A 13625-nucleotide genomic window follows, 5' to 3' on the forward strand; every position below is an offset into this window, starting at 1 on the left:
ATCGGCAAGCAGACCGAGGCGCCGAGCAACACGCTACAGGCGATCTGGTAAAACTTCTTTTGTGACATTAGCTGACAGTCTCGTTTAGCAAACCAAACAGATGAAACACAAACGATCCAAACGTGAATCATTTGCAACGCGATTAGATTAGCTCGCGGCGTCCCCCGCCGCCACAATCGGATGTCCTACGGCGAAAAGAAATTCGTGATTTGGTCGATGGCAAATTCGTCCGCTTCCATGTCAGACTCCATTGGCTGTCAGCACGATTCACGCGGCCGCCATCCCTCCTGATGCATCTCGCCATCCAGCGGAACGGATGACCGTGACGGCAAACGTGGCAAAATTTTTCAACGCCCACTTTCACGGGATGGCGATCCAACTCCCCGTTGTGGTAGGATATGCGGCAATATCGCACGCCTCATCAAATTTACCGATTTCGTAGACCTTGGCAATTATCTGCCATACGGACGTTCGCACGAATCATCCTAGGGAAATTGGCCTTTTGGTAAAGTTTCTCAAGCCCAAGGCCATGTGAGTGATTGTATCGGACACAGGCAAGGTTCATAATTTGGGGCGGTACGACGTCCCTTGCAAATCGACTCGCAATGAATTCTCTCGAAAACAGCAGCTATGACGGCCCCCTTGGTGACTTGGTTCACCGTTTGACGCAATCCTTTACCAGTGAACATTCGCGTCCACCTCAATGGATCGTTGCTGCCCCTGGGCGAGTGAACTTGATTGGCGAGCACATCGATTACAACGATGGGTATGTGTTGCCCATGGCAATCGAACGGTACGTCGCCATCGCGGCGGCACCGCGTCTAGGAAAAGGTTCTCGCGTTGCATCGATTCGCAGCGTCAATCTGAATGAGTGTGAACAGATTGATTTAGACGAGCTTCCCAAACCGTCGCTGCCACCAAAATGGACGGGCTACATGGGCGGCGTTTTTGCCGGATTCCAAAACCGCATGGGGGCGGACAAATTTAGCCAACTCCCTGCCATGGACGTGATGTTCGAATCCAACGTTCCGATCGGGGGTGGCCTCAGCAGCAGTGCGGCACTCGAAGTGGCAACCGCAACGCTCTTGGAAGTCGTCTCGGGTATCACGTTGGAGCTCGAAGAAAAAGCGTTATTGTGCCAACAAGCCGAGCATGACTATGCAGGTGTTCCCTGTGGAATCATGGATCAGTTCAGCAGCGTTTTTGGACAAGAAAATGCATTCATGCTGCTTGATTGTCGCTCGCAACAAATCCGTCACGTTCCATTTTCGTCAGACCATGTTTCGGTCTTGATCACCAACAGCAACGTCAAGCATGAATTGAGCGGTGGCGAGTATGCACAGCGACGCGCTCAATGCGATTCCGCACTCGAAAAAATCGGGGCAGCGTCATGGCGAGACGTCACGCCCGACGACCTCGAGTCGAACAAGTCATCGCTGAGCGAGATTGAATATTCGCGTGCCAGTCATGTCGTGTCCGAGATCGAGCGTACCCAGAAAGCCGCGGTGGCTATTGAATCGGGGCTATGGGAGACGCTCGGCGAATTGATGTACGCCAGCCATCATTCGCTGCAACATGACTACGAAGTCAGTTGCTGTGAATTGGACTTGTTGGTCGAAATCGCTCGTGGCGTCGGACGTGCCGGAGGTGTTTACGGTTCACGGATGACGGGCGGCGGATTTGGCGGTTGCACGGTCACGTTGATCGAATCCGACAAAGTGGTCGAGGTGAGCGAGCACATTCAAAGACAATACAAAAAGCAATGTGGCATCGACGCTCAACTTTTCGCAAGTTTGCCTGCCAAGGGTGCACATACAGTATCGTCCTGATTAGATTGTAGCCGGGCGTTTTTCCAGTAGCGGAACCGCGTGGGCTCCGGTCGAAATAAAACCTTTTTATCTGCTGCAACCGGGCGGCACCGAAGCCTCACCGTTACTTTCGTCGATGGCGTTGGGCTAGCGTTGACGGCTCACTGAATGAACAAAATTTCGACGCAACACACATAGAACAACTTGCTTTGCCATCGCTCGAGCATCAGGCTCTGAACCAGAGAATCAAGCCAACTCGAAGCGACATCGCGAAGCACCACTCAATTACTTTCGGACGCAACATGGACGGTGCGTTGAACTTTCAATGATAACGAGGCATCGGTGGGCGCATTAACAATCTTTTGGTTTCTGTTCTTTACGTCGCTGGTCGGGGTATTGACGTGGTGGATCACGCGACGCGATGACCACGCCAGCAGTTCGGGTTACTTTCTTGGCGGTCGCTCGTTAACGTTCCCGTTGATTGCCGGATCGCTACTGCTGACCAACTTGTCGACCGAACAAATGGTCGGGCTTAATGGCGCCGCTTTCACCGATGGTTTATGTGTGATGGTGTGGGAAGTCGTCGCCGTCGTCGCGCTCGTGTTCATGGCGTGGTTCTTCTTGCCACGTTTTTTGAAAAGTGGCGTGGCAACGGTTCCGCAATATCTTGAGATCCGTTTTGATCACCAAACACAAGTCATCACCAACATCATTTTCTTGGTGGCGTATGTCGGTATTTTGTTGCCGATCATTTTGTACACAGGTGCTCGCGGCATGCTGGACATCCTGGATGTGCCCAGCTTGCTTGGGTCGTTTCCGGAACGTCTAAACATCGATCCCGAGACGTTCGCGTTGGTGATGATCGTTTGGATGGTAGGAATCATTGGTTCGATCTATGCACTGTTTGGTGGGCTGCGAACCGTTGCCGTTTCGGACACGCTCAATGGAATTGGACTGCTTGTCGGCGGGTTGCTGATCACCTATTACGCGCTCAATGTGTTGAGCGGGGGTGAAGGAGTTGCTGCCGGCGCTGACTTGCTGTGGGAAGAGCAGAAGGACCGATTCAACTCTGTCGGCAGCAATCAGTCCTCGGTTCCCTTTGGTTCAATCTTCGCCGGTATCTTTCTTTTGAATCTGTTCTACTGGACGACGAATCAACAAATCATTCAGCGAACATTCGGGGCGAGCAGTTTGGCCGAAGGTCAAAAAGGGGTGTTGTTGACCGGCGCTTTCAAATTGCTGGGCCCACTTTACCTCGTCATCCCCGGCATGATCGCGTATTCGATGTTTGCGGGCGATGACATCAAGGCCGACAAGGCGTACGGTTTGCTTGTCAATCGCGTGTTGCCAGGACCGCTGACCGGATTCTTTGCCGCCGCGATGATCGGAGCAATTTTGAGCAGCTTTAACTCGGCACTTAATAGTGCGTGTACGCTGTTTAGTCTGGGACTTTACAAGAGTGCCAAGCCGAATGCCTCCGAAGCGAGCGTGGTTCGCTCGGGTAAATGGTTTGGCTGGATCGTCGCAGTCGTGGCGATGACGATCGCTCCTCTGCTGGCTCAAACGACCAGCATCTTTGGTTACCTGCAAAAAATGAACGGAATGTATTTCATCCCGATTTTTGCAGTGGTGATCGTCGGAATGTTGACTCGCCGTGTCCCTCCGATCGCAGCCAAAATTGGCTTGGTCACCGGATTTGTGGTCATCGCGGTCGGCTACTTTGTCAGCCCGTTTGATGCGATCGTCGCCTCGGTCCACGACTTTCATTTCCTCGGTATGGTGTTCGCATGGCTTGTCATCTTGATGTTGGTGATCGGCGAAGTCCGCCCTCGTGAAACCGAGTTCATTCAAGAGGATGCCAAAGCGGTCAATATGACGCCGTGGCGATACGCCACCCCAGCCGGTATCACGCTGATCATCATCGTGATCGCAATCTATGTCTCCTTTGCCGACTTCAGCGTGCTATTACCGAAAGCCTAGTGCTTTCCCCACAGCTAAAAATGGGGGTTCATCCCATAGCGGAGGTCGTGCGCGACACTCGGCGAATACCTGATCAGGACGAAGCTCTTGACGAGTTTCGCTTCCCAAAGACGACGAGTGGACGCAGCAACACGACTGAGAGGGGCGATTTCATCCGAATTGCAATCGTCGAGGTTGTTCCGATACCACCTTCCCCATCTTGAATTACAATCGAAGTCAACTTGCCCACCCGCTGCAACCGCAAAATCCTGCTCCCCCCTGCAACATTGAACAAATAGGCACCAAAATGAAATCGCGATCGACACTTCTGCTGTGTTTATCTCTGCTCGCACTATTCACATTGGGTACCAATTCGTCTGAAGCTCACGTTTCGGTCGAAGACTTTGATTCGATCAAGCTGTACACGCTTAAAAACGAAGCGGGGATGACGGTCAAAATCACCAACTATGGTGCCATCATCACTTCGATCATCGTCCCCGACCGCGACGGAAAAATGGGCGACGTTGCACTCGGGTACAACCGTGTCGAAGACTACATCAACGCCGTTGACAAGCCTTACTTTGGCGCCGTCGTCGGACGTTATGGGAACCGAATCGCCAAAGGCAAATTCTCGATCGATGGCGAGACCTACTCGCTTGCCGTGAACAACGGCGAGAACCATTTGCACGGCGGTGTGATCGGTTTCGATAAAGTTGTTTGGGATGCCAAGCCGCTCGAAGGAGATGGATGGTCCGGATTGGAATTGACCTATACAGCAAAAGACATGGAAGAAGGATATCCGGGCAACTTGAATTTAAAAGTGACCTACAAGTTGACCATGACGAGCGAATTGGTGGTCGACTATTTTGCTACGACGGACAAAAAAACTCCGGTCAATGTGACGCAGCATACTTATTTCAACCTTGCTGGCGAAGGCGAAGGAACGATCTTGGACCACGAATTGATGATCAACGCCAAGAAGTTTACCCCCGTCGACGAAGGATTGATTCCGACAGGCGAGCTGCGTGAGGTTGCGGGAACCCCATTTGACTTTACATCGGCCAAACCGATCGGCCGAGATATTGGCAAAGACAACGAGCAATTAAAATTTGGGCTCGGCTATGACCACAACTTTGTCTTGGACAAAGCAGGCAAAGAAAACGCGATGACCTTAGCCGCTCGTGTGAAAGATCCAAAGTCAGGCCGTGTGCTCGAAATCCACACCACCGAACCTGGGATCCAGTTCTATTGTGGCAACTTTTTGGATGGGCGTTTGCGAGGCAAGTCGGGCAAACCCTACGTGCACCGCGGCGGCTTCTGTTTGGAAACCCAGCACTATCCCGACAGCCCCAATCGACCAAGCTTCCCCTCGACCATCCTCAATCCTGGCGAAGAACACCGCACCACAACCACGTTCAAGTTCTCGGCCGAATAGTTCGGCGGTCTTATTTTGTGAGCCGTGGGCTGTAAGACACCGGGCTTTGTGTGGCCCCCGGCCGCTCACGCGCGAGCGGCTCACCAATACTGTTAAAACCAAAAAATTGGACCGCTGAAATAGCGGTGTGATCGTTATCCCGCGTCCTTAAAGCCATCAAACATTCCCACCAACCATCCCACCTAAACATCATGTTCCAAGCCAAGACTTTGTTGGTTCTCGTCACCGTCGTGCTATTCGGCGCAGCCACCGTGGCGGCCGCCGAAACCGAACACTCGCGTCCCAACGTGTTGATGATCGCGATTGACGATTTGAACGATTGGGTCGAACCACTTGGCGGGCATCCCGACGTAAAGACTCCGGCGATGGCAAAACTTGCGAGCCGTGCGGTAACGTTTACCAACGCCCACTGCCAAGCACCGCTGTGCAACCCCAGCCGAACGTCGATCATGACTGGACTGCGCCCGACATCCACCGGCGTCTATGGACTAGCACCTTGGTTTCGCACGCTTCCCGAGTTCAAGCCGCGAACCACCTTGCCGCAACATTTTCAAAACCATGGTTACCAGACATTAATCGGAGGCAAGATATTCCATGGCACCTATGGTCGAAATGAAAAACAACCGATGGAATGTGACGTTTGGGGGCCCGCCTCGTCCGTTGGCGTTAAACCAAAACAAAAACTAATCCCGCCTACTCCTAACGGTAACCATCCGCTGATGGACTGGGGAACGTTCCCTCATCGCGACGAAGACAAGGGCGACTGGGAGGTGGCATCGTGGGCAGTGGACCAGATCGAATCGATGCAGGACGAAAAGCCCTTCTTCTTGTCCGTCGGTTTCTTTCTGCCTCATGTCCCCTGTTATGCGACACAAAAATGGTTCGACCTGTACCCCGAAGACTCGTTGACGATGCCTCCGATGCCGACCGGCGATCGCAGCGATACTCCCCAATCATCATGGTACATCCACTGGAATTTGCCCGAACCCCGTACCGACTGGCTCGAGGCGAACGATCAAGTTCGGCCGCTGGTTCGCGCTTACCTGGCTTCGATCAGTTTTGTCGACAGCCAAGTAGGACGCGTTCTCGATGCGTTGGAAAAGTCACCCTATGCGGACAACACCATCGTGGTGCTGTGGAGCGACCATGGTTACCACTTGGGTGAAAAGGCGATCTCGGGAAAAAATTCGCTGTGGGCAAGATCGACGCGTGTTCCGCTGCTGTTCGCGGGCCCCGGGATTGCTGGGGGCGTCAAGTGTAATCAGCCTGCTGAGTTGTTGGACCTTTATCCGACTCTCGCATCGTTGGCGGGATTACCAGCCCCCGAGGGTGTGGAAGGACTCAGTCTGAAACCGCAGCTCGTCGACCCCACCGCAGCGCGGGAACGTCCGGCGATTTGCACCCACAACAAAGGAAATCATAGCGTTTGCGACACACGATGGCGGTATATCCGTTACCTCGATGGCGGCGAAGAGCTTTACGATCGCGATGTCGACCCCAACGAATTTGATAATTTGATTGCCCCCGGCAACGACCGGGCGCAATACGCCGAGGTAATCGATCGGCTGAGCGGCTGGTTGCCCAAGCAGCAGCGAGGGCTCGCCAAAGGCAGTGCCCACCGTATCCTCGAGCAGCGATCCGACGGCATCTATTGGGAGAACAAGAAGATCGATCCCTCGCAGGCTCCTCGATAAGATTGGCAGGGTTGCTATCAGAACGATAACGAAAGTCGAGCGTGAATTTCGCCTTATGCTATCGCCGCTGCCCCTCCGTGAAACTCCATCGACCGTGCGGTCGCGTGTCAAACCCTAACGGTTATGCCGGATGTGCTTGTCGGTTTGGCTCCTTGCCCTCCCGGAATCTCACTTTCACAGGCACCTGATGTAACGATTATCCGATTTAATCCTCGAAGTCTCATCGTAGCGAATCCACTGATCGCCACGAAAAAGAGTGCCAGCGCCTTCCTCGCTGGCACACTTCGACACTAAGACGGTTTTATCGATATGCACGTGACCCACTTTTCTTTACGGCTCAGCCCCAATCGCTATCGATCCGCTTCGACAAAAGTCGTGGTGCTGGTGTTGGGCAGCGTCTTATCCGCACTGGTGATTGCCGATGTGTCGCTGACACGCCAACAAGTCGCGACGCAATTGCCCGCAGAGGTGCAAACGCAACATCCAGCCCCGGTCGTACCTGCGATCGCGGGCACGGCATCGCGTCCAGATACGTCGATTGAGAAGACGCCCACTGTGGTTCCGGGTTTGCACGCGACCTACGACACAGTCGCCACCGATCCAGTCGCCTCGCGTGCGGAGTCTGAAACGAGATCAGAACCCAAAATCGCAACCGACTCATTGCGTCGTCCAGCCGCACGGGCCTTGGATCACAACACAACCGCCGACAACGCGGCATCGACCGACAACATCGAATCGATGCCGAGCGATCCTTCCCCGGTCACTCGCACGCAGGCGTCATTCGTCTTCAACCGACGAACCACCGCAGCGGATGAATCCGCTGCTGGAACCACACGAGCTGTTCCTAGCAAATTTGCGACTCATCTTTTGGGCAGCCGGAACGTGACGCAAGTATCCAATTCGGAACCGCCACTATTGCCGATTCCAGTGAACCGCCGCGTGAAGTCGCAGGCAACGCTGCCTTACACCACGTCGATGGAATCGCAGCTAAAGTGTCGCCAATTGCTCGATCAAGCGTCTCACGAATACCGAGTCAAAGCATGGCTGTCGGCCGAGACATCAACTTGGGCTGCACTGACGCATGCTGTCGAAGGAATCCAGATCGCGACACGCGAATCAGACCCTCAGGCAGACGATGTTCATGATCCGCTGCTCGATCTCCAACGCGCCCGCACCGCATTGACCGAGGTGCGTGATTTCGCCGAACAATCGACTTCGTCGAGCCAGATTGAAATGGAAACCATCGTCCGATCGCACCGCACGAAGGTGCTTCGCCACGTCGATTTGGATGGCATGACCTCGACCCAAGCGATCGAAGCTTACTTGGACGACGCACGTCAAACGCTTGCGAAATTAGCGAGTGAAAGCGTGCAAGCGGCCGAAGCGATGGATTTGTTGGCTGCCATCTATCTCACCCGCGACGACAAGCGAACCTTGCCCAGCAGCACGTCGCTGTGTCTGCGTCGTGCCGCCCTGCAAGGCCAACCGCAGAACGCGACGTTAGCCTCAAATTTGGGAATGCAACTGGCACGCGTGGGAATGCTGACCGAGGCCAAACGCGTGCTTGAGCATTCCGTGTCCCTGCAAAACGACCCGACGACTCAATCGGCTCTCGCCACCGTCCTGCAACAACTCGGTCAATTCGAGCAAGCGGCGAAGGTCCAAGTCGAATTACAAGCGGCAAACTACCCGACCACCGAGTATCCAAACGGAATCCGCATCCCCGAAGTAATCCAGCTCACTCCCGCTGAATTCGCAGCCGTCTCGAGTCCTGTGATGCAGTCGCCCGCCGCCTCACCACGATCCGCATCTCAAGTCCCAGCAATCGCGGTATCAACAAAACAAAATCACGTTACCAACACGTCAACCGGCCCCGGCCACCCCAACACGATCTATACCGACGCGTCGGCTAGCGGTGCACCGGTTGTTCCGAGTATGAGTGACGTCGAGAGCATTTCGGAGCCGACTCCGTCGGCACTGCGTCGCACTTGGAACTCGGTACGCAACTTGTGGTAATTGCCAGTATGAAAACCATTACAACATCCCATTGCCGATCATCCATGTCACGCATTCCCATGTCCCCCGCTGCTACGCGAACTCGTTGCATGTTGGAAACCACACGCCATCGAAACCGCCAGATTTGTATGATCTATGGGTTCGTGGCAATGATGGTGTTGGTATTTTCGGCGACTTTGCATGCGCAACAGCTCGACTCGACCGTCTCACCGGCAAATGTTGACTTACCGCGCGAGCAAAATCGATTGTTCAGCGAGGTATCGCCACAACAAAGCGATTGTGGATGCAGGAATGTTCCCGGCGGATATCCCTGTCGTGGTGAATGTCGCAAATGCATGATTGGTGTCGACTGTCGCGATGGATGTGGCGAAGAACAACGTTGGAAAGATTCACGCCGATTGGATTTCGACGCTTACGGACCTGGTGAATACGCTGGCCCTTCGCGGCTCTCGCATCTCGGCGAATATCGTCTGCGTCCTGGTGATGAACTGCAAGCCTTTTACCTGATTACTCGCTCGCAATCCTCGGGGCTGTACCGGCTAACGCCAGGCGACTCCATTTTGATCGAATCGCTTGCCGATGTGGAACTGAATCGTGGCACGCTCGAAAACGGTTTGGTTATCCAACCCGACGGCACCATCACAGTTCGACTGCTTGGACAAATTCGCGCCGCCGGCATGACGATCGATCAACTTCGTGAATTGCTGAATGATCAGTACATGAAGTACTATCCCAAACCCGCTATCGACGTGACGCCGGTTCGCACCAATACACTCGCCGAAGACATTCGCAATGCGGTCGGAGGCCAGAGTGGATTCAGCCAGCAATCGGTCACCGTGACCGTCATGCCCGACGGCAAAATTCGCTTGCCCGGAATTGGCGAAGTTTGTGTGCAAGGTTTTTCAATGAACGAATTGAAAAAAGAAATCAACCTTCGCTACCGCGAAATCGTCGTCGGCCTAGACGTCGAACCAGTCCTTGCCTCGCAAGCACCACACTTTGTTCATGTGATGGGGCAAGTGGGCAACCCGAACCGAATCCAGCTCGATGGGCCGACGACTGTGCTGGGGGCGATAGCCGCTGCGGGTGGTCATTTGCCCAGTGGTAATTTGCGACAAGTGGTGATCTTTCGGCGTGCTGAAGATTGGCGGATGATTTCCACAATGCTGGACTTGCAAGGGGCAATTTACGGCAAACGCCCGACCCCGGCCGATGAAATCTGGGTCCGCGACGGCGATGTGATCATCATTCCCGCCCGACCGATCGTCCGCTTTGACAATTGGGTTCAACAGATCTTTACCGACGGTATTTACGGTTTAGTCCCTCCGGGCACCCAGTTCAACGCAAACTAGACCAGCTCAACGCAAACTAGACCCGCGAAACTATTGAAGCGGTTTTTGGTATACAATTGCCCGATACAAAGACGATGGCACTCATCGTCTGACCGAACCTCGCAATCGTAAACAAGAGCCAACGATGAAAGTCTGCTTGCGTCCCGCCGTCCGTTTCTATCTCACGTCCGCATTTGCTGTCGGCCTGTTCTGCAGTACCGCCGCTGTCCATGCCCAAGACACACCTGCACCTGCCACCGAAGCCCCTGCGGCGGATTCCCCTGCTGCCGAAGAAAAGGGAGAAGCGGAAGTCGAAAAGGACTCGCATACCGTGGCAGTCGAAGCACTGTTGGACAGTATGAATATGAAAGAGACGACACAGCAGACAGTGGACCAGATGTTGCAGATGCAGATTCAACAGCAGCCGCAGATGGCAGCGTTTCAAGATGTGATGAAAGCGTTCTTACACAAGCACCTTTCGTTTGAATCGCTCAAGCCCGACTTGATCAAGCTTTACAAATCAGAATTCACCGAATCGGAAATCAAGGCACTGACCGATTTCTACAATACGCCTGTGGGCAAGAAAGCGATCGAGAAGTTACCGACGCTATCGGCCGCAGGAGCACAAATCGGCATGCAGCGCGTGCAAGCGAACATGGGCGAATTGCAAACCGCGATCCTCAAACGTCAAAGCGAACTGCAACCTAAATAGAGCCGATGGCGGTCATTCACCCGAATGCAAAACCAAAGGCTATAGGCAGCAACGTGTGATTTAAGACAGACGAATGGCGGAGTCAGACGAACGAATTCAGAGCGACGATTCGTCTGTCCATCATTCGGCTGTCAAGATCGCGTTGCATCCGTTCCTATCGTGAGAAAGCAATTGCTTTCCACTTCTTGATCTTAATCATACTCTTAATCCTAAACACCTCCGGTTGTCTCCCGCACTCGCGTGTCGCACTCCGAAGGGATCAAGAGTTGCTAGTCGGCAAGACAGCCCCCGCTGCGTTTCTCCTCCGAAAATAGATCGGCAATACGGGGGCGAGCGTGCCCCGCAAGTAGAGCGACACTTCGGCGTAACCCCCAGAAAACCTAGTTGCGCTGCTGCGGTTAAAACGTTCGTGGTCACACCATGTCCGGCTAACGACGATTCAACGACCGCGATGTTCGGCGATGCGTCACCCCTCGCTGAGCTGTTAGCCGAGTGTTTTGACGGCTTCGATCACTTTGGCATCGTGCCCGTCGACTTTGACGCGTTTCCAAACTTTCGCGACTTTACCTTCGGCGTCAATTAGATAGGTCGACCGCTGGATCCCCATCGACTTTTTGCCGTACATGTTCTTTTCTCGCCACGCACCATACTTCTCGGATATTGCGTGGTTCGCATCGACAAGAAGCGGAAAAGGCAACGAATATTTTTCGCGAAATTGCGTATGGCTCTCGGCGTCATCCGGGCTGACGCCATACAACGCGACCCCCAACTTTTCCAACTCGCTGTATTGATCGCGAAAATTACACGCCTCCTTCGTACAACCCGGCGTGTCATCACGAGGATAGAAATAAAGTACAACCGGTTTGCCCTTTAAATCCGCCAATTTCACCTTGTTGCCAGCGTCGTCTTTGAGTGTGAACGCAGGGGCCTTGGTTCCAGGTTCAATCCAATCAGCCATCTTCGATTTGCTCCGTTTGCAGGTCGTCGTTTTCAACACACCGCACACCATAATCGGTTTCGCCAAAGGTTCCCAGCGTGCTAAGGCCTGCGTGCTAAGGCCTGCGTGCTAAGGCCTGCGTGCTAAGGCCTGCGTGCTAAAGCCGGCGTGCCAAAAAACGTGCAACAAAATCGGTGTCCGCTTTCCGGTCTCGTCAGGGGCTGTTAGGAAGTGCCTCTACGCACCCCACCGTGATACTTCGGATATGATTGTGGGAATAGGCCGAAGTGATTCGGTGGAACTTTGATTTGGTTTCATCCCGTTTGTAACGCGGCTGGCGATGAAATCTTTGGTTGCCTGGCATTCCCACGACGTCTCCGCTCTTCGCCCCCCCTTTACTCGCCCACCCGAAATTTGGAACCCCACATGACGCCTGGATTGAGTGACGAGCAGCTTGCTCTGTACGACCGCGATGGATTCCACCTCGCTAAACAGCTTTTTGATCCTGACGAGATCGAATTGCTTCGTCGTTCGGCGAAGAAAGACAAACAGTTGGACGACCATTCCTTTGGCCGCGGTGACGGTGAAGGAGGCACGGTACGTTTGTCGCTTTGGAACCATCCCGGTCAAGGGATCTATGGTGCGTTCGCGAGATGCGAGCGGTTGGTTTACGCCGCCGAGCAAATCCTGCGAGACGAACCGTATCACTATCATTCAAAAATGATCATGAAAGATGCTCGCGTCGGCGGAGCATGGGCATGGCATCAAGATTATGGCTATTGGTACGGCAACGGGGTGCTAACGCCAAACCTAGTCAGCTGCTTTATCGCCGTCGACCCATCGACTCGCGAAAACGGATGCCTGCAAGTGATTCGCGGATCGCATCGATGCGGCCGAATTCACCACAAGTTGACGGGCGAACAAGCCGGGGCGGACTTGGAACGTGTCAGCGAAATTGCAAAACGCTTCGAACATTTGCATGTCGAAATGGCCCCTGGCGATGTCCTGTTCTTTCACTCGAACCTACTGCACCGCAGTGACCAAAACGCGAGCGACCATCCGCGTTGGTCGATGATCTGTTGCTATAACGCCAAGAGCAACGATCCGTACAAAGAATCGCATCATCCGCGGTACACGCCGCTGGACCGATTACCCGATTCGGCAATCAAGCAAATCGGAGCTCGGCGATTCCGCAGCGATAAAACCGAGATGGCGTGGTTGGATCCGAAACGTGAAGCGTCCGCCCGTCGATTAGAGGAAAACGAATAGAGGGGAATGTCGTTGATTGCAGAGCGATTCTTACGTTTAGATCGCGGAGCGATCCACGACACGATTTCCTCATGATCGCGGAGCGATCAACGACATTGAATAACCATTGCTCGAAAAAACACACCAATGCCCACCTCGGACGACCTCAATTATTTGCCAACGATGCCAACACGGCGTGATGTTCCCATTGGCTGTATCGGCAGCGGTTTCATCATGGCCGATTGCCATTTAGTCGCCTATCGCCAAGCAGGGTTCCATCCGATTGCGATCAGTTCGAGGCGACTCGATCGAGCACAACAGGTCGCCGATCAACATCATATTGAATCGGCTTACGACTGCTATCAGCGGATGCTCGAGGACACGCGGATCGAAGTGGTCGATATCGCGGTCCCGCCCGACGTGCAATTGGACATCGTACGAGACGTCGTTCGTCATTCGCATATCCGTGGCATCCTTGCGCAAAA

10 protein-coding genes are annotated in these 13625 nt (G+C 53.9%); 9 read left to right on the forward strand and 1 reads right to left on the reverse strand.

All coding sequences use genetic code 11. The features are described from left to right. Window positions 1-605: 605 nt before the first annotated feature. The 7 genes from galK (at window position 606) to ABX962_RS15715 (ending at window position 10955) form a co-directional block, all read left to right on the forward strand. Window positions 606-1829 carry a galactokinase gene (gene galK / locus ABX962_RS15685; protein WP_372720999.1) on the forward strand — a complete coding sequence of 408 codons (1224 nt, stop codon included), beginning with the start codon at window positions 606-608 and terminating at the stop codon, window positions 1827-1829. A gap of 321 nt (window positions 1830-2150) precedes the next feature. Beyond that, the gene (locus ABX962_RS15690) at window positions 2151-3788 is read left to right on the forward strand and encodes a solute:sodium symporter family transporter (RefSeq protein WP_372721000.1); all 1638 of its coding nucleotides are present in this window, start codon (window positions 2151-2153) and stop codon (window positions 3786-3788) included. 286 nt (window positions 3789-4074) lie between these two features. Beyond that, the gene (locus ABX962_RS15695; protein ID WP_372721001.1) at window positions 4075-5202 is read left to right on the forward strand and encodes an aldose epimerase family protein; all 1128 of its coding nucleotides are present in this window, start codon (window positions 4075-4077) and stop codon (window positions 5200-5202) included. A 191-nt stretch (window positions 5203-5393) separates the two neighbouring features. Then, window positions 5394-6896, forward strand: a complete 1503-nt coding sequence (locus ABX962_RS15700) for a sulfatase (RefSeq protein WP_372721002.1) — start codon at window positions 5394-5396, stop codon at window positions 6894-6896. Between the two features lie 315 nt (window positions 6897-7211). Beyond that, window positions 7212-8912, forward strand: a complete 1701-nt coding sequence (locus tag ABX962_RS15705) for a tetratricopeptide repeat protein (protein WP_372721003.1) — start codon at window positions 7212-7214, stop codon at window positions 8910-8912. Between the two features lie 128 nt (window positions 8913-9040). Continuing rightward, window positions 9041-10264: a polysaccharide biosynthesis/export family protein gene (locus ABX962_RS15710; protein ID WP_372721008.1), complete on the forward strand. Its 1224-nt coding sequence runs from the start codon at window positions 9041-9043 to the stop codon at window positions 10262-10264. 124 nt (window positions 10265-10388) lie between these two features. After that, window positions 10389-10955, forward strand: a complete 567-nt coding sequence (locus ABX962_RS15715) for a DUF2059 domain-containing protein (RefSeq protein ID WP_372721004.1) — start codon at window positions 10389-10391, stop codon at window positions 10953-10955. 484 nt (window positions 10956-11439) lie between these two features. Here ABX962_RS15715 and bcp read toward each other — a convergent pair whose 3' ends face one another. Further along, complete coding sequence (gene bcp, locus ABX962_RS15720) at window positions 11440-11913, reverse strand: thioredoxin-dependent thiol peroxidase (RefSeq protein WP_372721005.1); 474 nt, start codon at window positions 11911-11913, stop codon at window positions 11440-11442. Window positions 11914-12318: 405 nt separating this feature from the next. Between bcp and ABX962_RS15725 the strand changes: the two genes are divergently transcribed. Continuing rightward, complete coding sequence (locus ABX962_RS15725) at window positions 12319-13161, forward strand: phytanoyl-CoA dioxygenase family protein (protein ID WP_372721006.1); 843 nt, start codon at window positions 12319-12321, stop codon at window positions 13159-13161. 126 nt (window positions 13162-13287) lie between these two features. Further along, a partial coding sequence (locus tag ABX962_RS15730) for a Gfo/Idh/MocA family oxidoreductase (RefSeq protein WP_372721007.1) occupies window positions 13288-13625 on the forward strand: 338 nt, incomplete at its 3' end.

Source organism: Novipirellula sp. (assembly GCF_041583735.1).
In the GTDB taxonomy this organism is placed as follows: Bacteria; Planctomycetota; Planctomycetia; order Pirellulales; family Pirellulaceae; genus Novipirellula.

Bases quoted from the DNA above. Each gene is read 5' to 3' on its own strand.
- ABX962_RS15725 (WP_372721006.1), top strand. From the start codon at position 12,319: ATGACGCCTGGATTGAGTGACGAGCAGCTTGCTCTGTACGACCGCGAT.
- ABX962_RS15710 (WP_372721008.1), top strand. From the start codon at position 9,041: ATGATCTATGGGTTCGTGGCAATGATGGTGTTGGTATTTTCGGCGACT.
- bcp (WP_372721005.1), bottom strand. From the start codon at position 11,913: ATGGCTGATTGGATTGAACCTGGAACCAAGGCCCCTGCGTTCACACTC.
- galK (WP_372720999.1), top strand. From the start codon at position 606: ATGAATTCTCTCGAAAACAGCAGCTATGACGGCCCCCTTGGTGACTTG.
- ABX962_RS15700 (WP_372721002.1), top strand. From the start codon at position 5,394: ATGTTCCAAGCCAAGACTTTGTTGGTTCTCGTCACCGTCGTGCTATTC.
- ABX962_RS15695 (WP_372721001.1), top strand. From the start codon at position 4,075: ATGAAATCGCGATCGACACTTCTGCTGTGTTTATCTCTGCTCGCACTA.
- ABX962_RS15715 (WP_372721004.1), top strand. From the start codon at position 10,389: ATGAAAGTCTGCTTGCGTCCCGCCGTCCGTTTCTATCTCACGTCCGCA.